This is a genomic window from Micromonospora sp. 050-3 (genome assembly GCF_046549335.1).
Classification (GTDB): domain Bacteria; phylum Actinomycetota; class Actinomycetes; order Mycobacteriales; family Micromonosporaceae; genus Micromonospora; species Micromonospora trifolii.
On sequence record NZ_JAJPVX010000001.1, the window covers coordinates 794,952 to 814,725 of the forward strand.

The 19,774-nt window shown below is 70.2% G+C and carries 19 protein-coding genes; 13 read left to right on the forward strand and 6 right to left on the reverse strand.

What is annotated here, in order from left to right; genetic code table 11:
- The first annotated feature begins 71 nt into the window (after positions 1–71).
- Complete coding sequence (gene murD / locus ACLJOK_RS03725; protein ID WP_410816117.1) at positions 72–1,418, forward strand: UDP-N-acetylmuramoyl-L-alanine--D-glutamate ligase; 1,347 nt, start codon at positions 72–74, stop codon at positions 1,416–1,418.
- Between the two features lie 7 nt (positions 1,419–1,425).
- On the opposite strand, the gene ACLJOK_RS03730 is transcribed toward murD, so the two are convergent.
- From ACLJOK_RS03730 to ACLJOK_RS03740, 3 genes are read right to left on the reverse strand one after another with little or no spacing between them, the layout of a single operon-like run.
- On the reverse strand, positions 1,426–1,875 hold the full coding sequence (locus ACLJOK_RS03730) for a hypothetical protein (protein WP_410816119.1): 450 nt from the start codon (positions 1,873–1,875) through the stop codon (positions 1,426–1,428).
- Complete coding sequence (locus ACLJOK_RS03735) at positions 1,872–2,357, reverse strand: hypothetical protein (RefSeq protein ID WP_410816120.1); 486 nt, start codon at positions 2,355–2,357, stop codon at positions 1,872–1,874. The genes ACLJOK_RS03730 and ACLJOK_RS03735 overlap by 4 nt, the downstream gene beginning before the upstream one ends.
- A 39-nt stretch (positions 2,358–2,396) precedes the next feature.
- Positions 2,397–3,368: a hypothetical protein gene (locus tag ACLJOK_RS03740; protein WP_410816121.1), complete on the reverse strand. Its 972-nt coding sequence runs from the start codon at positions 3,366–3,368 to the stop codon at positions 2,397–2,399.
- Positions 3,369–3,454: 86 nt separating this feature from the next.
- Here ACLJOK_RS03740 and ACLJOK_RS03745 point away from each other — a divergent pair, with 86 nt between their 5' ends.
- Both ACLJOK_RS03745 and ACLJOK_RS03750 read left to right on the forward strand, forming a co-directional pair.
- A complete protein-coding gene (locus ACLJOK_RS03745) occupies positions 3,455–4,327 on the forward strand; it encodes a hypothetical protein (protein ID WP_410816123.1) in 873 nt (290 codons plus the stop codon).
- Between the two features lie 31 nt (positions 4,328–4,358).
- Entirely contained in the window at positions 4,359–5,183 is an 825-nt protein-coding gene (locus ACLJOK_RS03750; protein ID WP_410816124.1) for a hypothetical protein, read from the forward strand.
- Here ACLJOK_RS03750 and ACLJOK_RS03755 read toward each other — a convergent pair.
- A complete protein-coding gene (locus ACLJOK_RS03755; RefSeq protein WP_410816126.1) occupies positions 5,167–6,063 on the reverse strand; it encodes a glutamate cyclase domain-containing protein in 897 nt (298 codons plus the stop codon). The genes ACLJOK_RS03750 and ACLJOK_RS03755 overlap by 17 nt on opposite strands.
- A 239-nt stretch (positions 6,064–6,302) precedes the next feature.
- Here ACLJOK_RS03755 and ACLJOK_RS03760 point away from each other — a divergent pair, with 239 nt between their 5' ends.
- Together ACLJOK_RS03760 and ACLJOK_RS03765 are read left to right on the forward strand one after the other, a co-directional pair.
- Entirely contained in the window at positions 6,303–7,601 is a 1,299-nt protein-coding gene (locus tag ACLJOK_RS03760; protein ID WP_410816127.1) for an aspartate aminotransferase family protein, read from the forward strand.
- Entirely contained in the window at positions 7,598–9,085 is a 1,488-nt protein-coding gene (locus ACLJOK_RS03765) for a CoA-acylating methylmalonate-semialdehyde dehydrogenase (RefSeq protein ID WP_410816128.1), read from the forward strand. The genes ACLJOK_RS03760 and ACLJOK_RS03765 overlap by 4 nt, the downstream gene beginning before the upstream one ends.
- On the opposite strand, the gene ACLJOK_RS03770 is transcribed toward ACLJOK_RS03765, so the two are convergent.
- A complete protein-coding gene (locus tag ACLJOK_RS03770) occupies positions 9,057–9,224 on the reverse strand; it encodes a hypothetical protein (RefSeq protein WP_410816129.1) in 168 nt (55 codons plus the stop codon). The two genes, ACLJOK_RS03765 and ACLJOK_RS03770, sit on opposite strands and share 29 nt — an antisense overlap.
- Before the next feature lie 597 nt (positions 9,225–9,821).
- Between ACLJOK_RS03770 and ngcE (ACLJOK_RS03775) the strand changes: the two genes are divergently transcribed.
- From ngcE (ACLJOK_RS03775) to ACLJOK_RS03785, 3 genes are all read left to right on the forward strand, one after another.
- A complete protein-coding gene (ngcE, locus tag ACLJOK_RS03775) occupies positions 9,822–11,237 on the forward strand; it encodes an N-acetylglucosamine/diacetylchitobiose ABC transporter substrate-binding protein (RefSeq protein ID WP_410816130.1) in 1,416 nt (471 codons plus the stop codon).
- A 64-nt stretch (positions 11,238–11,301) separates the two neighbouring features.
- Positions 11,302–12,210, forward strand: a complete 909-nt coding sequence (locus ACLJOK_RS03780) for a carbohydrate ABC transporter permease (RefSeq protein WP_238681805.1) — start codon at positions 11,302–11,304, stop codon at positions 12,208–12,210.
- A complete protein-coding gene (locus tag ACLJOK_RS03785) occupies positions 12,207–13,106 on the forward strand; it encodes a carbohydrate ABC transporter permease (protein ID WP_410816131.1) in 900 nt (299 codons plus the stop codon). The genes ACLJOK_RS03780 and ACLJOK_RS03785 overlap by 4 nt, the downstream gene beginning before the upstream one ends.
- Positions 13,107–13,490: 384 nt before the next feature.
- Here the strand turns inward: ACLJOK_RS03785 and ACLJOK_RS03790 are convergent, their stop codons facing one another.
- A complete protein-coding gene (locus ACLJOK_RS03790) occupies positions 13,491–14,477 on the reverse strand; it encodes an N-acetylglucosamine kinase (protein ID WP_410816133.1) in 987 nt (328 codons plus the stop codon).
- A gap of 206 nt (positions 14,478–14,683) precedes the next feature.
- Between ACLJOK_RS03790 and ACLJOK_RS03795 the strand changes: the two genes are divergently transcribed.
- The 5 genes from ACLJOK_RS03795 (at position 14,684) to ACLJOK_RS03815 (ending at position 19,763) form a co-directional block, all read left to right on the forward strand.
- Positions 14,684–15,637 (forward strand): MurR/RpiR family transcriptional regulator, encoded by a 954-nt coding sequence (locus ACLJOK_RS03795; RefSeq protein ID WP_410816134.1) that lies wholly within the window; start codon positions 14,684–14,686, stop codon positions 15,635–15,637.
- A complete protein-coding gene (locus ACLJOK_RS03800; RefSeq protein WP_410816136.1) occupies positions 15,634–16,383 on the forward strand; it encodes a sugar isomerase domain-containing protein in 750 nt (249 codons plus the stop codon). The genes ACLJOK_RS03795 and ACLJOK_RS03800 overlap by 4 nt, the downstream gene beginning before the upstream one ends.
- 25 nt (positions 16,384–16,408) lie before the next feature.
- Positions 16,409–17,821, forward strand: coding sequence for an N-acetylglucosamine/diacetylchitobiose ABC transporter substrate-binding protein (gene ngcE / locus ACLJOK_RS03805; RefSeq protein WP_410816138.1), 1,413 nt, complete (start codon positions 16,409–16,411; stop codon positions 17,819–17,821).
- Between the two features lie 31 nt (positions 17,822–17,852).
- Complete coding sequence (locus ACLJOK_RS03810; RefSeq protein WP_410816139.1) at positions 17,853–18,794, forward strand: carbohydrate ABC transporter permease; 942 nt, start codon at positions 17,853–17,855, stop codon at positions 18,792–18,794.
- 165 nt (positions 18,795–18,959) lie between these two features.
- Complete coding sequence (locus ACLJOK_RS03815; protein WP_410819242.1) at positions 18,960–19,763, forward strand: carbohydrate ABC transporter permease; 804 nt, start codon at positions 18,960–18,962, stop codon at positions 19,761–19,763.
- Positions 19,764–19,774: the final 11 nt, after the last annotated feature.

Below are 19,774 nucleotides of genomic sequence, written 5' to 3' on the forward strand. Positions count from 1 at the left end.
GGCCCTGGTTCGTCCGGCCGTGTCCGGACCGGACCCGCCCCGCCGCCGCCGTGACCCACGAGGAGAGCCCCGTGCGCCTTTCTGACCTGCGCGGACGTACCGTCGCCGTCTGGGGCACCGGTCGGGAGGGCCGGGCTGCTGTGACCGCCATCGCCGCGCACGGCCCGGCCGAGCTGGTCGCCGTGGACGACAGCACGAACTTCCTGTCGCTGCCCTGGGACGGCCCCCTGGCCGAGGCGGCGCCGCTGGTCACCGGCGAGGCGGGCTTCGAACGGCTGGCCGCCGCGGACGTGGTGGTCCGCTCCCCGGGCGTGCCGCAGACCCACCCGTGGCTGATCGAGCTGCGCCGCCGCGGGATCCCGGTGACCCAGGGCACCGCGTTGTGGATGGCCGACCACGCCGCGCGCACCGTAGGGGTCACCGGCAGCAAGGGCAAGAGCACCACCTCCAGCCTGATCAGTCACCTGCTCACCGCGATGGGGCGGCCGAACGTCTTCGGCGGCAACATCGGGGTGCCGACCCTGGACCTGCCGGACGCGGAGCTGTACGTGCTGGAGCTGTCCAGCTACCAGTGCAGCGACCTCACCGACTCGCCCCGGGTGGCGGTGGTCACCGCGCTCTTCCCCGAGCACCTGGACGCGCACGGTGGGGAACGGGAGTACTACCGGGACAAGCTCAACCTGCTCGCCCACGACCCGCAGACGATCGTGGTCAACGGTGGCGACCCCCGCCTCGCCGCGGAGTTGGGTGAGTTGGCGGCGGTGCGGGCCGGTCGCCCCGACACCACCCACGTCGGCACCGGCGCCGACGGCACGCCCTGGTTCCACTTCGGTGACCAGCCGCTCTTCCCGCGTGCCGTTCTGCCGCTTGTCGGCCGGCACAACGAGGGCAACCTCTGTGTCGCGCTCGCCGTGCTCGACGCGCTCGGCGTGGACGTGGTGGCCGGCAAGGACCACCTCGCCGTCGCGGTCGCCGAGTTCCAGGGGCTGGCCCACCGGCTCACCGAGATCACCGACCCGTCCGGGCTGACGTTCGTCGACGACACACTGGCCACCAGCCCGTACGCGGCCATGCACGCCATCGACGCGTACGACGGGCGGCCGTTGACGGTGATCGTCGGGGGCAACGACCGGGGTCTGGACTACACGCCGTTGGCCGAGCACCTGGCCGAGCGGGAGCTGACAGTGATCGGAATTCCGGACAGCGGCACCCGCATCGTCGAGGTGCTCGCCGGCCTGCCGAAGGTGCGTACCGAACTGGTCGACGACCTGGTGGACGCGGTCCGGCTGTCCCGCGAGGTGACCCCGGCCGGCGGGGTGGTGCTGCTGTCCCCGGCCGCGCCCAGCTACGGCCGGTTCCGCAACTTCGAGCACCGCTCCGAGGTCTTCGCCCAGGCCGTCGCCGACACCGCCCGCTGAGCCCAGCTCAGCGGCGGGTCCAGGCCACCGACGCCAACGGGTCCTCGACGGCGACGAGCCGGTCGACGTACGCCGTCAGGGTGCGCACCGTTTCGGATACGTCGGCGCAGCGCTGTCGCTCCTCGTGCAGCAGGTGGCGGCCCTCCGGCCAGCCGCTGTTCGACTCCGCGCCGGCGAAGAGCACCAACTCCACCCAGACCTCGAACCCGGTCGGGTCCGGTCGCACCCCGGCCTCGACGCGCAACTCGGAGAGGTCGTGGTCGGGATCGAGCGTGGCGACTCCACTGCTGCTGAAGAGCACCGTGCCGGTCTGAAAATCGGTCAGGTAGGGGTGGCCGCCCGGCTCCGCGTCACTCTCCCGGATGACGAGTTGGGTGACGGCGTACGCGACGAGCCGACGGTGGGCGTGCAGGAACGCCGCGAGGAGCCGGGCCAGGTCCGCATCGGCCTCGGTCACCGCGTCACCACCAGGTGTACCCGCTCGAGGAAGGTGACCGGGGACTCCAGTTCCTCCACCATGGCGGCGAGAGCGTCGATGGCCGCCGCGCTGTCCGGGCGGACCTGCCGGGCGTCGTGCAGCGAGTGCTCCCCGAGGGGGTACGGGGACAGCGCGGCATCGCGCATGATGGCCAGGACCGTCACCGAGGCCGAACACTCCGCAGGTTCGAGCAGCACCGTCGCTGAGATGTTCAGCTCGCACACGTCGTCCCGCGTACTCAGATCCCACCCGTCCGGGGCGGGCGAGGCGCCCGCGACCCGGTAGACGTAGCGGCTGCCGACGCGCATGCCGGTCTCGGTTTCTTCGAGGTGGAAGAGCGGCCCCATCTCGGCGTACTCGCCGGCTGTGCTGGCCGCGTGTGTCTCGTCCATCGCCGTGCCGAGCCGGTCGTGGATCCGATGCAGCGCCGTCAGGAACTGATGGATCTCGGCAGTGGACACGCGAGCGACTGTAATCGGCGCGGTGACCCCGTAGGGGGGTCAGCCAGGCTGTCTCGCGGCGGTGTGCAGGGCGCGCATCGAGCGGATCGCCGAGCGGATCTCCTGGAGGTAGCGCCCCGGCGTGAGCGTCTGTTCGGGCAGCACCGCCAGGTCGGCCAGCGTCGGGTCCACACCGACAGTGTCGATGGCGCACCCGTACGGCACGGCCAGCGTGCGCAGCGCGTCGCAGTGCTGGAACGGCACGTAGATCGGCGCGGTGACCATCAGGACCTTGTCGCCCGGCGCGAGCCGTACGTGACCGGCCCAGAACCGCTGGGTGTCGGCGGTGTGGGCCCTCCGCTGGTCCGGTTCGCTGGACGGCGCGGCCAGCACCCGGATCGGCGGCAGCCCGTCCGGTCGGTAGGTCCGCGACGACCAGGAGTGGTGCGGGTGACCAGCGTCGACGCCGTCCTGCTCCGCCGGGGCGGTCACCTCGAACACCCGGCGGACCGCGGTGTCCAGCACGTCCACCTCGGTCTCGTCGGCCGGTAGGCCCGCGTCGGCGAGCGTGCGGCGTTCCCAGTCCGACAGCGGCCGGAAGCTGCCCAGGACGGCGACCTCGCCGCTCACCGGTAGGCCGGCGCGGAGCAGGTGCGCGGCGTAGGCGACGCGACGTACGCAGGCGTGCGCCAGGCCGCCGAGCACCACCAGGTGGGCGTACGCCGACCGGGCCGGTGGCACCGAATGGATCAGCCCGAGCGCGGCAGCCGCGTCGAGCACCAGCGTCGCGGTGGCCGGGTCGAGGTCGGGCTCCCGGGCGTCGGGCCGCTCCCGGCCGCCCCGGAAGTCCCAGTGGTGGGCGGAAAAGCCGTCGAGGAAGCGGAGCACGTCGGTGAGGTCGCCGTCGGGCCAGGTGCCGCCGAAATGGGAGACCAGGCCCTGGAGCGGGGTGGAGCAGACCCAGGCCTGGATCTCCGCCGTGATCCGCTCGTCGTCAGTACCGGTCGACGACGCCGCGTCCGCTCTGTGCACAGCCGGATGCTACCGGCCCGCTGCGGTGAGGCCACTGGTTGTGGTTGCTGTCTACGCTGGCGGGAGCGGCTGATTGGGGGATCTCGATGACCCGTGACGTGGCCCGTCAGCGGTTACGGCAGAGCGGCGGTTCCACCGCCGGCTTCGTCCGGCTGGTGGCGCACACCGACCCGGTGGCGTTGGTCGGCATCACGCTGTCGGTCACCCTCAGCATCGTGCTCGACCTCAGCAACGCTGCCTCCGGGGTGGAGTCGCTGTTGGCCGGCCTGATGGGCATCACCATCTCGCTGTTGGTCGACTCACTGGCCCGCGCGGAGCGCCGCTTCCACCTGCGCACCCTGCTGGACGGCCCGCCCTGGTTGGTCCGCACCACCACGGAGCTGGCCGGGGCCATCCGGGAGGCGGCCGAGCAGCACGCGGGCACCCGGGTCGCGGTGGAGGCGCAGCGGCGCTACGAGCAGTTCCGGTTGGAGGCCGAGCAGCTCGCGGACGGTCGGATCATCCGGCGCGGTGACGAGGACGAGGACCTGGTCGGCGCGACCCGCGCCTGCGTACGTCGGCTGGACGGCTTGACCAACGTGATGCCCCGGGTGAGCGGGGAGCTGAGCTGGTGGCGCAGCGAGATCGGCCGGCGCTACTGGGAGGCCAACGTGGAGGCCCTACAACGGGGTGTCCAGATCACCCGGGTCTTCGTCTACGCCAGGCTGACCGACGATCTGTCCGCCCTGGTGGAGAAACAGCGCGCGGCCGGGGCGCGGGTGGGTCTGCTGCCCCTCGGGGTGGTGAGTCCGCATCTGCACATCAATTTGACACTCTGGGACGGGTCGAGCTGTTGGGAGGCCCACATGACCGCGCACGGCGAGATCGGTGAGAATCAGTTCTCGGTCAACCGGACGGACGTCGCTCGGCTCACCCGCGTGTTCGACCTCTGCGCGAACGCCGCGACCTTCCAGGACTGACGGCCCCCACCGGGGCGGGAACGGGTGAGCCATGACGTGGAGCGCGGTCCTGCTGGTGACGGCCGTGGTGTGGGCGGTCAGCGTGATCCGCTCCGTCCGGCTCCGCGCGCTGGTCTACAGCCTGCCGTTGCCGATGACGCTCGCCCTGCTCACCACCGACTATCGGGTGGACGGCGCGCAGGTGTTCGGTGTGCTCGGGCTCAACCTCTTCTTCGTCACCGTGACGGTCACCCACCAGCTGTGGCGTTGGCCGATCCTGCTCGCCGACGTCGCGGGGATCGCCGTGTACGTGGCGCTGAGCGCCGGCCTGTTGGCCGTCGACATACCGTTCGAGGTGGCCCTCGCCGGCACGCTCGTGCTCTGGCTGGCGGCCATCCTGTGGCTGCGCCGTCGCGCCCGCCGTGGCGCCGGCCCGCGCGCCGCTCCCGCCGAGGAGGCGGTCGCCGTCGCGGAGACTCGCCCGGACGGGCTGCCGGCGTTGCTCAAGCTGGTGGTGATCTTCGTTGGGGCGGTCCTCACCCAGCTGCTCGGTGCGGTGCTGCGCGGCATGGTGGTGACGTTCCCGTACTCGGGGGTGCTGGTCGCCGTCGAGGCCCGCCGGCAGTTGGCCGAGTTCAGTCGGCACTTCGCCCGCAACAGCCTCGCGTTGGTCGGCTTCCTCACCGCGTACCACTACCTTCAGGACGTCTCGTCGGCCGCGGCGCTGGGCGCCGGCTGGGCGGCCTTCGCGGTGGTCGCCGCCGCCCTGCACCTGCCGTTGCGCCCCCGCCAGGTCGCGCACGCGCGAGCGGCGAGCCGTCCGCCGAGGGCATTGCGGCCGGCGACCAAGCCACAGACACCTACCGGCCTGCCCTGACCAGCTCGGCGATCCGGGTGAGCGGTTCGGCGTACACGGGCCAGTCGAGGCCGTCGACGCTGAGCGTGGGGCGCCGGCGCACGCCGTCCACCGCGCCCGCGCGCACGATCGCGGTCAGCAGGTCGTACGACCAGGCGGGCTCCAGCAGCGTCCGAAGCTCGGGCACCTCGGGGCGGAGCAGCGACAGCGCGCCGACGAGGGCGGCGGCGGCCCAGTTGGAGGTGCCGCCGACGAGCAGCGCGTCCGCGCCCACCACGCACCGGATCCGCTCGCCTGAGGCGACCACCCGGCCGATCAGGTCCGCCGGCAGAAGGCCCATGCCGAGTTCGTTGCCGCCGTCGCCGATGCCGATCCGGTAGGCCGACCCGGAGGTGTAGAGCCGGTCCAGGGGTGCCGTGTGCGCACCGATGTCCTCGCCGCGCATGTTGCGGGGCCGACCGTCAACGCCGGGACCGACCCGTTCGCAGGCGATGAGGTGGGTCAGCCGGCCGTACTCGGGCAGCAGGGCGACGGCCCAGTCCTGGTAATCGCGCAGCGGCGCGACGTCGACCGGCAGGCCCGGCGCGGCGGCCGCGACGGCCGCCTCGACGACCGGGGCGCAGGGCTCGTCGGTGACGAGCCGGCACCGGCCACCGAGCAGGCGCAGCGCGGCGGCGATCTGGACCGCGCCGAGCGGGCCGTCGGTCTCCGCGGCGGGTGGCTCGGCGCCGGGAATGAAGAACCCGGTGAACACCGCGGCGTCGGGCGCCCCGGCGGCGGCGAGCGACCGGGCGGCGGCCAACAGCCCACCCGCCGCGGGCACGGCCAACGCCTCGCTGCCCCGGCCCACCTCGCGCGCGGCGACGAGCTCCAGCTCGGCGATCGTCTCTTCGAAGCTCACCGTGTGCCTCCCCGGCGACAGTGGACCGACCCACTGTAGCGGTGGACGGCCAGACTGCGGATCGAGTGGGTCTTTCCCATGAGTACTGCGGAAATCATGGGTCAAGGCCAACCCATGCCGTGGAAACCGTTGACGTGCTGTCAGGTCGGGGCGCCCATGCGCTACAGGCTGACAGTTGTTCGCATCGGCCGGCGGTGGGAGCGTGCGGTATCCACGAACGCCGCTGAAGGGTTGCCACGATGACCGACGACCTGCTGGCCCGGCACCGGGCCGTGCTCCCGTCCTGGATGCCGTTGTACTACGCCGAGCCGATCGAGCTGGTCTCCGGCTCGGGCCGCCGGGTCACCGACGCGCAGGGCCGCAGCTACCTGGACTTCTTCGGCGGCGTGCTGACCAACATGATCGGTTACGACATTCCGGAGATCCGGGAGGCCGTCGAGCGGCAGCTCGCCACCGGCGTCGCGCACACCTCGACGCTCTACCTGATCCGGCAACAGGTGGAGCTGGCCGAAAAGATCGCGCAGCGCTCCGGCATCCCGGACGCCCGGGTGTTCTTCACCAACTCCGGCACCGAGGCGAACGAGGCGGCGCTGCTGGTCGCCACCAACCACCGCCGCTCGCACCAGATCCTGGCCGTGCGCAACAGCTACCACGGCCGGTCGTACGCGGCGATGGGCGTCACCGGCAACCGCAACTGGTCGGCCAGCGGCCTCAACCCGCTCCAGGTGGCCTGGCTGCACTCCGGTGACCGGGTGCGCGGTCTGCTGGCCCGGCTCAACGCCGAGGAGCAGGTCGACGCGGCGGTGGAGGACCTGCGCGAGGTGCTGGCCACCCAGACCGCCGGCGACGTGGCCGCGCTGATCGCCGAGCCGATCCAGGGCGTGGGCGGTTTCGTGCACCCGCCGGACGGGCTCTTCGCCGGTTGGAAGAAGGTCCTCGACGAGCACGGCATCCTGTTCATCGCCGACGAGGTGCAGACCGGTTGGGGGCGTACCGGGGAGCACTTCTGGGGTTACCAGGCGCACGGCGTCACCCCGGACCTGCTCACCTTCGCCAAGGGCATCGGCAACGGGTTCGCCCTCGCCGGGGTGGTCGGCCGGGCCGAGGTGCTGGAGTCGGTGCCGGCCATCAGCTTCTCCACCTTCGGCGGCAACCCGATCTCCGCGGCGGCCGGCAACGCGGTGCTCGACTACCTGATCGCGCACGACCTCCAGGCGAACGCGGCCCGCGTCGGCGCGATCCTCGCCGACGGCCTGCGGTCCGCCGTGGGCGGTCTCGACTGCGTCGCCGAGGTACGCGGAAAGGGGCTGATGCTCGGCGTCGAGTTCGTCCGACCGGGCAGCAGTGAGCCGGACCCGGCGCTGACCAACCGGGTCTTCGAAGCCGCCCGCGACGGTGGCCTGCTGACCGGCAAGGGCGGGCTCTACGGCAACGTGCTGCGGATGGGTCCACCGTTGACGCTGACCGAGGAGGAGGCCCGGGAGGGCCTGGCGATCCTCGTCGACGCGATCCGTTCGGCCTCGGGGGTGGCGGCATGAGCATCGGTCACTTCATCGACGGCAAGCGGGTCGGCGGCACCTCCGAGCGGCGCGGCGACGTGTTCGACCCGGCGACCGGTCGGCGTACCGCCGCTGTCGAGCTGGCCTCGACCGCGGACGTCGACGTCGCCGTGCAGGCCGCCGCCCGCGCGGCGCGGGCCTGGCGGGACGCGTCGCTGGCGCGGCGGTCCGCTGTGCTGTTCGCCTTCCGGGAGTTGGTGCACACCCGGCGGGACCGGCTCGCCGAGGTGATCACCGCCGAGCACGGCAAGGTCCTCGCCGACGCCGCCGGCGAGGTCCAGCGCGGTCTGGAGGTCATCGAGTACGCGTGCGGCCTGCCGTCGGCGCTGCGCGGAGCGTTCAGTGAGAACGTGTCCACCGAGGTCGACTCGTACACCATCCGGCAGCCGCTCGGGGTGGTCGCGGTGATCTCCCCGTTCAACTTCCCGGTGATGGTGCCGCTGTGGTTCGTGCCGGTGGCGGTGGCCTGCGGCAACGCGGTGGTGCTCAAGCCGAGCGAGAAGGACCCGAGCGCGGCGCTGCTGCTGGCCGAGTGGTTCGCCGAGGCGGGCCTGCCCGACGGGGTGCTCAACGTGGTCAACGGCGACAAGGAGGCTGTCGACGCGTTGTTGGAGCACCCGGAGGTGCGGGCGGTGTCGTTCGTCGGCTCCACCCCGATCGCCCGGTACGTCTACCAACGCGCAACGGCCGCCGGTAAGCGGGTGCAGGCGCTCGGTGGGGCGAAGAACCACATGGTGGTGCTCCCGGACGCCGACCTGGACCTGGCCGCCGACGCGGCGGTCAACGCCGGGTTCGGCTCGGCGGGGGAGCGGTGCATGGCCATCTCCGTGGTGGTGGCGGTGGAGCCGGTGGCGGACGCGCTGGTCGAGCGGATCGCCGCGCGGGTGACCGGTCTGCGCACCGGCGACGGCCGACGGGGCTGCGACATGGGCCCGCTGGTGACCGCCGCGCACGCGGCGAAGGTGCGCTCCTACGTGGATGCCGGTGTCGCCGCCGGCGCGGTGCCGGTGGTGGACGGGCGGGACGTGACGCCGGACGGCGACCCGGACGGCTTCTGGCTCGGCCCGACGCTGTTCGACCGGGTGACCCCTGACATGTCGATCTACACCGACGAGATCTTCGGGCCGGTGCTGAGCGTGGTCCGGGTCGACTCGTATGACGAGGCGGTGGACCTGGTCAACGCCAGCCCGTACGGCAATGGCACGGCGATCTTCACCAACGACGGTGGTGCGGCCCGCCGTTACCAGCACGAGGTGGAGGTGGGCATGGTCGGGATCAACGTGCCGATTCCGGTGCCGATGGCGTACCACTCGTTCGGCGGCTGGAAGTCGTCCCTCTTCGGTGACCTGCACGCCCACGGCGAGGACGGGGTGCGCTTCTTCAGCCGGGGCAAGGTCGTCACCAGCCGCTGGTTGGATCCGCGGCACGGCGGGGTCAACCTCGGGTTCCCCACCCAGACCTGAGCAGTCGCAGCACGCCCGCCCCGGCCAGGTACGCCACCAGCGCCGGGACGGGCGTGCCGAGCGGCTCCGGGGCCCGCGGCGATGTGGTGCTGTTGACCAGCAGCGCGGCCACCACGGCGGCGTAGCCGACCACCGCCAACGCCGCGCGGTGCGGTGCCGGCCGCTGCGCGCCTCCACCGGCCCGAAGATGGCGACCAGCACCGCCAGAACGGCGCTGGGGCGGATCAGGCGGGCACTGCGGTCGATCAGCCAGCCGGCGGCGTCGCCGCCGCGGGCCCGCAGCCGGGTCAGCGAGGCCGCGTTGGCATACCCCCCGACCAGGAAGAAGACCGGCATCACCTGGGCCAGCCAGGTCAGCGGGTACGCCCAGCGCAGGTCGCCGAGCGCGGAGTGCCCGGGGGGCTGCCCGCCGGGGTCGCGCCCGATCACCGTGACGCTTCAGTGTCCGAAAACGACCATGGTGATGGCGAGCGCGCGGAGCAGGTCGACGCACCGTTCCCGCCCAGCCGGGGTGCGCTCGGCCAGTTGGCGCAGACGGCGCATCGCCCCAGGCTGGGCGACCCGGCGACGGCTGGTGGTGATAACGGTTCGACAGTCAGGACTTGAAGTCCGAGCCCGGCTGTCGTAGAAATTCTTCAGGAACAGAGCTTGAACTGAAGAGAACTACCGCCCCTCGCGCGGCGGACGCCTCCCCCCACAGACCGGCGATCCGCCCGACCCGACCCGAGGAGAACCCATGAACAGGCGTGACATCCTGCGGCGCAGCGCCGCCGCCGGCCTCCTGGCCACCCCCGCCGCCGGCCTGCTGTCCGGCTGCGCCACCAGCGGTGGCGGTGACAAGAACGATGCCGAGACCTACCAGGGCACCAAGAGCGCGCAGAACCCGCTCGGCGTGAAGGAGGACGCCCCACTCGAGGTGGTGATCTTCGGCGGCGGCTTCGGTGAGGAGTACGCCAAGGCCCACGAGGCCATGTACACCGAGAAGTACCCGAAGGCGAAGATCAAGCACTCCTCCACCCAGGAAATCAGCAAGACCCTCCAGCCGCGCTTCGTCGACGGCACCCCGCCGGACGTGGTCAACAACTCCGGCTCCAGCCAGATCGACTTCAACGGCCTGGTCAGTCAGAACGCCCTCGCCGGCCTCGACGACCTGCTCGCCGCCCCGAGCCTCGACATCCCCGGCAAGACGGTCAAGGACACCCTGCTGCCCGGCGCTGTCGAGGTCGGCTCCTACGACGGCAAGTTCCTGGTGCTCAACTACACCTACACCGCCTACGGCATCTGGCACTCCGCCAAGCTCTTCGCCGACCGCGGCTGGTCGTACGCGAAGACCTGGGACGAGCACATCGCGCTGTGCAAGCAGATCAAGGCCGCCGGCATCGCCCCCTGGACGTACGCCGGCCTGCACCCGCGCTACATGAGCTGGCCGCTGATCTCCACGGCCATCAAGCTCGGCGGCCCGTCGGTGGCGACCGCCATCGACAACCTGGAGCCGAACGCCTGGAAGTCCGACTCGATGCGGACCGCGGCCGACGCCTGGCACCAGATCGTCAAGGACAAGTACATCCTGGACGGCTCGCCCGGCCTGGACCACAAGCAGTCACAGACCGCCTGGTGCCAGGGCAAGGCCGCCTTCATCTCCTGCGGCTCCTGGCTGGAGAGCGAGCAGAAGGACGTCACCCCGGCCGGGTTCAACATGACCATCGCGCCGACGCCGAGCCTGGGCAGCGGCGACAAGCTGCCGTTCGAGGCGATCCGGGGCACCGCCGGGGAACCGTTCATGGTGCCCGCCAAGGCCCGCAACGTCGCCGGCGGCCTGGAGTACTTCCGAACCATGCTCTCCAAGAAGGGCGCCCAGGACTTCACGAAGAAGGTCGCCAGCCTCACAGTGGTGGCCGGCGCCACCGAGGGAGTCGAGCTGCCGTACGGGCTGAGCACAGTGATCAAGGCCCTCGACGCGTCCGGCGCCAACGGCTTCAACTGGGTCTACAACAACTTCTACCGCAAGTTGGAGCGCAACCTCATCGACGCCGCCTGCGGCGAGTTCTTCAGCGGCCGGATCAGCCCCACCGAGTTCCTCGAACAGTGCCAGAAGGGCGCCGACTCGATCGCCCAGGACAGCTCGATCAAGAAGTACAAGCGAGCGGCCTGACCGCCCGGCCGGTGGGGGAGAGGTCCGCCCCCACCGGCCGTACCCCAACGGAGAGGTCCCTCTCGTGAAACATGGCAAGTGGCCGCTGATCGTCACGTTCCTGGTGCCACCGGTGCTGCTGTACGTGTTCTTCGTCGTCTCGCCGTACCTCCAGGCGTTCCAGATCTCCACCACCGACTGGCTCGGCTACTCGGCGGACGCCAACCCGGTCGGCCTGGCCAACTTCAAGACCCTCTGGCACGACGACTACGTGTGGAACGCGCTGAAGAACAACGCCATCCTGCTGGGTCTGGTGCCGGTGCTGACCATCGTGCTCGGGCTCTTCTTCGCCACCATGCTCGCCATGGGCGGGCGCAAGGGCAGTGCCGGCGTCACCGGTGTACGCGGCGGCGCGCTCTACCGCACTGTCTACTTCTTCCCCCAGGTGCTCTCCGTGGTGATCATCGCGCTGCTCTGGAAGGAGGTGTACCACCCCAACCAGGGGCTGCTTACCAGCGCCGCACACGCGGTCGGCCTGCCCGCGCCGACGTGGCTCGGCGACCCGGCGACCGCCTTCTGGTGCGTGCTGGCGGTGATGGTCTGGAGCAATGTCGGCTTCTACGTGGTGCTGTTCGGCGCGGCGATGTCGGCAGTACCGAAGGAGATCTACGAGGCGGTGCTGCTCGACGGCGCGTCCCGGTTCACCACACTGCGCCGGGTCACCCTGCCGCTGCTCTGGGACACCGTCCAGGTCGCCTGGGTCTACCTGGCCATCTTCGCCCTGGACGGGTTCATCCTCGTGCAGCTGATGACCAACGGCGGGCCCAACTTCTCCACCGACGTGATCGGCGTCCGCATGTATGACACCGCCTTCGGCAGCGAGACCAAGTTCGGCTACGCCTCGGCGATCGGCGTGGTGATGTTCTTCCTGACCCTCTCGGTGGCGGTGCTGTCGCTGCGGGTCGGCCGGCGCGAACGGATCGAGTACTCGTGACCACTCTGGATCAGCCCACCGCGACCGCCCCGACCGTGGTTGCCAGCGGGGACCGCCCGGTGCGCCGGGAACTCGGCGTGGCCAACGCGCTCTCGCACGGCTTCCTGCTGCTCTGGGGCCTGCTGACCGTACTGCCACTGCTGTGGATGTTCATCAGCTCGTTCAAGACCAACGGTGAGATCCTCGCCGACCCGTGGGGGCTCCCCGGCGCGCTGCACCTGGACAACTGGGCGCGGGCCTGGACCGGCGCGCACATCGGCCGGTACTTCATCAACAGCCTGGTGGTGGTGACCGGCTCGGTCAGCCTCACCATGCTGATGGGCGCCACCGCCGCGTACGTCTTCGCCCGCTACGAGTTCCGCGGCCGCCAGGTCGTCTACTACCTGTTCGTCGGCGGCCTGATGTTCCCGGTTTTCCTCGCCCTGGTGCCGCTGTTCTTCGTGGTCCGCAACGCCGGCCTCTTCAACTCCTGGCTCGGGCTGATCCTCGTGTACGCGGCCTACTCGCTGCCGTTCACGGTGTTCTTCCTGACCGCGTTCTTCCGGACCCTGCCGACCTCGGTGGCGGAGGCCGCACTGGTCGACGGCTGCGGTCACTTCCGCCTCTTCCTCCGCGTGATGCTGCCAATGGCCCGTCCGGGACTGATCAGCGTGGCGATCTTCAACTTTCTCAGCCATTGGAACCAGTTCCTGCTGCCGCAGGTGCTGTTGCAGGGCGACGAGTCCAAGTGGATGCTGGCGCAGGGGCTGTTCGCGCTCTCGGTCAGCCAGGGCTACGCGGGTGACTACGCTCGGCTCTTCGCCGGGTTGAGCATCGCGGTGCTTCCGGTGCTCGCCGTCTACGTGGCCTTCCAGCGGCAGGTGCAGGCGGGCCTCACCGCAGGGCAGCTCAAGTAGGGTCCACCCACCGCTGACCGATCCCGATCATCGCCCTCTGCGGCCCGATCGGCCTTCCCACCCCGCCTGCGGTCCGGTCCGCCCCGACCCGATCCGGCGAGCCGCCCCCGACCCACCCCGATCCCCCCAAGATCCGCGCAACTTCGGTGAAACTGCTGCCTCAGCACGTCGTGAGGCGGCAGTTTCACCGAAAGTGCGCGGATCTTGGCCGTGCTGGAATGGGTCGCGGGGTTGAGGCGCGTTGGGGTGGGTGTCGAGCGGCGGCCAGCGCCTTGATCGTGCTCGATCCTGGATGTAGTCCCCTCCTCGCAGCGTAAGGCCACTACATCCTGGTTCGAGCACGATCATGAGTGGGCGCGGCGCGGCGGGGCGCGGGGCGGTGGGTCAGGGGGTGGGGAAGAGGCGGGCGTGCAGGGCGGCTGGGTCGGTCACCTCGGGTAGGCCACGGGCGGCGAGCCAGGCTGCGGCGGCGGCCCCGTCTCCGGCGGTCCGCAGTGGCGCGTCCGGCCAGTGTCGCGTGATCTCGGCTCGGACGGCGGCGGCGAGCGGGGTGTCCGCGGTGAGCAGGCCGCCGCCGAGCACGATCGGTGTCACCGCCCCGGCGGGGCGGATGCGGCTCACGCTCTCGGTGAGGTGCGCGGCGGCGTCGGTGATCAGTTCGGTGGCGACCGGGTCACCGTGGGTGGCGGCGTCGACGACCAGCGGCGCGAGCTGGGCCAGTTCGACGGGGGGTCGACGGGTCACCGTCTGGATGGTGGCGTCGACGGTGTCCCGGGGGCGGGCGGCGATGTCGGCGCTGCCCAGGATTTCGGTGAGCACCGTCGTGGTCAGCGCGCCCAGCCCGCGGCCGGCGTCGAGGTCGGCGAGCAGCCGGCGCACGGCTTCCCGACCGAGCCAGAAGCCCGAGCCGGCGTCGCCGAGGAGCCAGCCGTGGCCGTCGGCGATCCGGTCGAGCCGCAGCTCGTGGACCTGGGCGGTGATCGCGCCTGTGCCGGCGATGAGGATGGTTCCGTCCGCGGCGGCGGTGCCGGAGGCGTACGCGACCAGGGCGTCGCCGTGCACCTCGTACGGGCAGCGCAGGCCGGCGTCGTGCCAGGCCTGGTCGAAGGCGGCCCGCCCGGCAGGGTCGGCGAGCAGCCGGCCGGCTCCGGCGAGCCCGATGGTGCCGGCGGCCGCCCGCGTCGGGTCGACGTCGGCGAGCGCCTCGCGGAGCGCGGTCAGCAGTTCGGCGGCGGCGCGCTCGGCGCCGTGACTGGTGGGGTTGCCGCCGCCGGCGCGGCCGGTGCCGACGCGGTGCCCGGTGAGGGTGAGGACGGTCGCCCGGGTGGACGTACCGCCGATATCGAGACCCACCACGACGGTGTCGGACATCGGCACGAGTCTCCTTGCGCGAAACGGCGATCTGGCTTGTTCATGCTGGTCGGCGGGGTCGTGCGGGGCAAGTTGTGGCGGGCGTGGAGGGCTGTGCGGCAGGTAACAGTTTGAAAACTTCGCCCACAGTCTTGACACAGAGGGTCGTTCAGTAAGAACTTTTACCACTAACAGTTAACAGTCTTTTCGGAAAGCAGGGGCGTCTCATGGTTGATCACGAGGTGGACACCGCCGCGGGGACCGCGGTGGTCGACGCCGACGTGATCGACCGGCGGACCTCGGCTTCCGACGGGGTGTTGGCCCGGGTCCGCAACGGGCTCGGCGAGTTGACGGGCGCCCTGCGCCGGGTCGCCGAGCACGTGCTCAGCGACCCGGAGGCCGCCGCCCGCTCGACAATCGTCGAGCTGGCCGAGCGCAGCGGCACCTCACCGGCGACCATCACCCGCTTCTGCCGGGCGATGGGCTTCGAGGGGTACGCCGACCTGCGACTGGGCATCGCCTCCGAGACCGGCCGGGCGCGCTCGGCCGGTTGGACCGTCGACATCGGACGGGAGATCCAGCCGAGCGACCCGCTCGGCCGGGTGCTCGACCAGATCATGGCCGCCGACACCCGGGCCATGCACGACACCGCCACCCTGCTCGACCTCACCGAGGTGGAGCGGGCCGCGGTGGCGATCGCCGGTGCCAGCAGGGTGAACATCTTCGGTGCCAGCGGCAGCGCCCTGGTCGGTGAGGAGATGCAGTTCAGCCTGCATCGCATCGGTGTGGCGGCGTGGGCGTGGAACGACGTGCACGAGGGGCTGGCCAGCGCCGCGTTGCTGCGAGCGGGGGACGTGGCGCTCGGCATCTCGCACACCGGGCAGACCCGGGAGACGATCGAGATGCTCGCCGAGGCGGGCAGCCGGGGAGCCACCACGCTCGCGCTCACCGGATTCCCCCGCTCGCCGTTGGCCGAGCTGGCCGACATCGTGCTGCTCACGGCCAGCCAGGCGACCACCTTCCGCCCGGACGCGCTCTCCGCCCGGCACCCCCAACTGGTGGTGCTCGACCTGCTCTACATCGCCGTCGCCCAACGCACGCACGACCGCGCGCACGCGGCCTTCCGGCGGACAGCGCAGGCCGTCGACGGGCACAAGGCAGCGAAGGGAGCCCACTCATGATCAGCGCCCAGGGGTACGCGGACGCCGTCCGCCCGGTGCTCGACCGGCTGCTCGACTCGGAGGCCGACGGGATCACCCGGGCCGCCGACCTGATCGCCGACAGCCTGCGCGACGGCGGCGTGCTCCAGGCGTTCGGCGCCGGGCACTCGGAGGCGTTCGCCGCCGAGTTGGTCGCCCGGGCCGGCGGGTTGGTCCCCACCAACCGGCTCTCGGTACGGGACCTGGTGATGCACGGTGACGCCCCGCGTGACGTGCTCGCCGATCCGAAGCTGGAACGTGATCCCTCCATCGCCCACCACATCTACACGCTCGCGGCGCCCCAGCCGCGCGACGTGTTCGTGGTGGCGTCCCAATCCGGCATCAACGGCTCGGTGGTCGAGCTGGCGGCGCTGGTCACCGAGCGCGGTCACCCGTTGATCGCGGTCACCTCGGTCGAGCACACCGCGCGGGTCGCCCCACGGCACCCGTCCGGGCACCGGCTCGCCGACCTCGCCGACGTCGTGCTGGACAATGGCGCGCCGTACGGCGATGCACTGCTGCCGCTCGAGGGCGGCGGCGCGGTCTGTGCGGTCTCCTCGGTCACCACGGCGCTGCTGGCGCAGTTGTTGACCGCGGAGGTCGTACGACGGTTCCACCAGGCCGGGGAGGTACCCCCTATCTACCTCTCCGCCAACGTCCCCGGCGGGGACGAGCACAACCTCGCCCTCGAGTCGCGGTACGCCGGGCGCCTCCGGCGTACCGCCTGACCCGACACCACAAGGAGAGTCAAAGATGTCGGATTCCCCCGAGAACATCGGTGACCTGAGCCGCCGGACCTTGCTGCAGCGCGCCGCGGCGGCTGGTCTGCTCGCCGTTCCGGCCGCGGGCATGTTGAGTGCCTGCGCCGGCAGCGAGCCGACCAAGTCCGCCGACAGCGGTGCGGCGAAGAGCAAGGACAACCCGTTCGGCGTCAAGGACGGCAGTGCCGTGAAGGTGGTCGTCTTCAACGGCGGTCTTGGCGACCAGTGGGCCAAGGAGGACAAGGTCCTCTTCAACGCCAAGCACCCGAACATCACCGTCAACATGAGCTCCACCCAGAAGATCAAGACCGAAGAACAGCCGAAGATGGCGACCCAGCCGAGTGACCTGGTGATGAACTCGGGCGCGGACATCATGGACCGCAGCACGCTGATCAACGAGGGCGCGATCGAGCCGCTCGACGACCTGCTCACCGCCCCGGCCTGGGACGGCGAGGGCACCGTCGCCGACTCCCTGCTGCCCGGCACGGTCACCGACGGCACCCAGAACGGCAAGTTCTACGTGGTGAACGTCGCCTACACCGTCTGGGGCAACTGGTACAACGCGGCGCTGTTCAAGCGTGAGGGCTGGCAGGCGCCGGCGACCTGGGACGACTTCTTCGCCCTCGCGCCGAAGATCAAGGCCAAGGGCATGGCGCCGTACGTGCACGACGCCGCGCACGGCTACTACCCGCGCTGGGCGCTCTTCGCCAGCATCTGGAAGGCCGTCGGCAAGCAGCCGATCATCGACATCGACAACCTGAAGGACAACGCCTGGAAGGCCGACGGCATCGTCGCGGCGCTGGAGCCGTGGGAGAAGCTGGTCAAGGACAAGCTGCTGCTGCCGGGCAAGCTCGACCACACCCAGTCGCAGCAGGCCTGGCTCGACGGCAAGGCGGCGTTCATCCAGGTCGGCACCTGGCTGAAGAACGAGATGTCGGCGACCATCCCGCCGGGCTTCGAGATGACCCTCTCGGACTACTGGACCAAGCCCGGTGACAAGGCCGCCAAGGACGTCTTCGCCTCCTCCGGCGAGGGCTTCGTGGTGCCGAGCAAGGCCCCGAACAAGGAGGCCGCGAAGGAGTTCCTGCGGGCCATCCTCTCCAAGGCCGGATCGGCGAAGTTCGCCGAGCTGACCAAGTCGCTGGCCTCCACCAAGGGCTCCGGCGACAACGTCCAGGACACGGCCCTGGCCTCGGCCAACACGCTGATGAAGAGCGGCAGCACGGACCTGATCTCGGTCAAGTTCCCGGACTTCTACGCCGACCTGGACAAGGAGAGCCAGAACCTGGCCGAGGAGCTGATGGCGGGGCGTCTCACCGCACAGCAGTTTGTCGACAAGATGCAGGCGGCCGCCGACAAGGTCGCGAAGGACTCCTCCGTCAAGAAGCAGACCCGCACCGCCTGACAGGCCTGATCAGCTAGAGAAGTGAGTGACCATGCGGCACGGTGTTGCGCGTTTCGTCACGGGTTTCCTGGCCTTGCCGCTCGGGCTGTACCTCTTCTACGTGGTGTGGCCCTTCGTGCAGGCGGCGGGATATTCGCTGACCGACTGGGGTGGTTACTCGGACACCCAGAACTTCGTCGGTCTGGACAACTACGTCCGGCTGTTGTCGGATGAGTTGATCAGGAAGGCCTTCTGGCACAACGTCTTCTTCCTGATCACCGTGCCGCTGTTCACCATCGCGCTGGCCCTGTTCCTCGCGTTCCTGCTCAATGTGGGCGGACGCGAGGACAGGGCCGGCATCCGAGGGGTGTTCGGCTCCGGCATCTACAAGATTATTTTCTTCTTCCCGCAGGTGCTGTCACTGGTGGTCATCGCCGTGATGTGGCAGCAGATCTACCGGAGCGACGGTCAGGGCCTGATCAACGGTCTGATGATCAAGGCTGGTCTGGTCGACGCGGACAACCCGATCGCCTTCACCTCCGACCCGGAGCCCTTCCTCGGCGTGCCGGCGGTGCTGTGGTGGCTGCTGGTGATCGCGGTCTGGAGCGGTGCGGGCTTCTACATGGTGCTCTTCAGCGCGGCCATGCAGTCCATCCCGAAGGACATCTACGAGGCGGCGCTCCTGGACGGGGCCAGCCGCTTCCACACCTTCTTCCGGATCACGTTGCCGCTGCTGCGGGACACCGTCTCGGTCGCCTGGGTCTACCTGGGCTTCATCGCACTGGACATGTACGCCCTGGTCTTCGTCATGACGCCCAGCCAGGGCGGCCCGAACCACGCCAGTGAGATCTTCGCGTCGGTGCTGAACTTCACCGCGTTCCAGAAGGGCCAGTTCGGTTACGCCTGCGCGATGGGTGTCGCCTTGGCGATCTTCACGATCCTGCTCGCCGCGGCGCAGCTCAGGATCACCCGTCGTGAGCGTATCGAGTACTGAGGAGGCTGGACGATGAGCACAGCGACTCACGATGGTCTGACCCGTCCCGAACAGAGCCCCGACACTTCACCCGAGGGTGGCGCGGACGGGGGGTCCACCGCGGCCAAGGTCGGCGGCAGGTTGTTCAACGGCTTCTCCCACGTCTTCCTGCTGGTCTGGGCCGTGATGGTGATCTACCCACTGCTGTGGGTGGTGATGTCGGCGCTGAAGACCGACTCGGAGGTCATCCGCCATCCGCTGTCCCTGATTCCGGCGAAGCTCAACTGGGACAACTTCGCCCGGGCCTGGACCGCGGGGCACCTCGGTTCGTTCTTTCTCAACACAGTGCTGGTGCTGGCCGGCAGTGTCACCCTCACCATGCTGCTGGGCTCGATGGCCGCGTACGTGCTGGCCCGCTACGAGTTCCCGGGCAACCGGCTGATCTACTACGTGTTCCTCTCCGGCCTGACCCTGCCGGTCTACCTGGCCGCGGTTCCGCTGTTCAAGGGCGTCTACAACACCAGCGTCTACCTACCGCTGCTCGGCCCGAACAAGCACCTCATGCTGATCCTGGTCTACGTCGCCTGGTCGCTGTCGTTCACTGTCTTCTTCATGCACTCGTTCTTCCGGACGCTGCCCAACACCATCGCCGAGGCGGCCATGGTGGACGGCGCGTCGCACAGTCGGCTCTTCTTCAGCGTCATGCTGCCGATGTCCAAGCCCGGCCTGATCAGCATCGGCATCTTCAACGTGCTGGGGCAGTGGAACCAGTGGTACCTGCCGACCCTGCTCATGCAGTCGGTGGCGGGTGAGGAGAAGAACCAGGTGATCGCCCAGGGTCTGATCGAACTCTCGGTCAACCAGGGCTACAAGTCCGACTGGTCGGGCCTCTTCGCCGGGGTGACCATGGCGATGCTCCCGGTGCTCGTGGTCTACATCATCTTCCAGCGGCAGGTGCAGTCCGGCCTCACCGCGGGCGTCGGCAAGTAGGCAGCTCGACC

Excerpts from the sequence above, each read along its gene's own strand:
- ACLJOK_RS03745 (WP_410816123.1), top strand. The coding sequence starts at position 3,455 with ATGACCCGTGACGTGGCCCGTCAGCGGTTACGGCAGAGCGGCGGTTCC.
- ngcE (WP_410816130.1), top strand. The coding sequence starts at position 9,822 with ATGAACAGGCGTGACATCCTGCGGCGCAGCGCCGCCGCCGGCCTCCTG.
- ACLJOK_RS03810 (WP_410816139.1), top strand. The coding sequence starts at position 17,853 with ATGCGGCACGGTGTTGCGCGTTTCGTCACGGGTTTCCTGGCCTTGCCG.
- ACLJOK_RS03760 (WP_410816127.1), top strand. The coding sequence starts at position 6,303 with ATGACCGACGACCTGCTGGCCCGGCACCGGGCCGTGCTCCCGTCCTGG.
- ACLJOK_RS03795 (WP_410816134.1), top strand. The coding sequence starts at position 14,684 with ATGGTTGATCACGAGGTGGACACCGCCGCGGGGACCGCGGTGGTCGAC.
- ACLJOK_RS03765 (WP_410816128.1), top strand. The coding sequence starts at position 7,598 with ATGAGCATCGGTCACTTCATCGACGGCAAGCGGGTCGGCGGCACCTCC.
- ngcE (WP_410816138.1), top strand. The coding sequence starts at position 16,409 with ATGTCGGATTCCCCCGAGAACATCGGTGACCTGAGCCGCCGGACCTTG.
- ACLJOK_RS03815 (WP_410819242.1), top strand. The coding sequence starts at position 18,960 with ATGGTGATCTACCCACTGCTGTGGGTGGTGATGTCGGCGCTGAAGACC.
- ACLJOK_RS03790 (WP_410816133.1), bottom strand. The coding sequence starts at position 14,477 with ATGTCCGACACCGTCGTGGTGGGTCTCGATATCGGCGGTACGTCCACC.
- ACLJOK_RS03800 (WP_410816136.1), top strand. The coding sequence starts at position 15,634 with ATGATCAGCGCCCAGGGGTACGCGGACGCCGTCCGCCCGGTGCTCGAC.
- ACLJOK_RS03750 (WP_410816124.1), top strand. The coding sequence starts at position 4,359 with ATGACGTGGAGCGCGGTCCTGCTGGTGACGGCCGTGGTGTGGGCGGTC.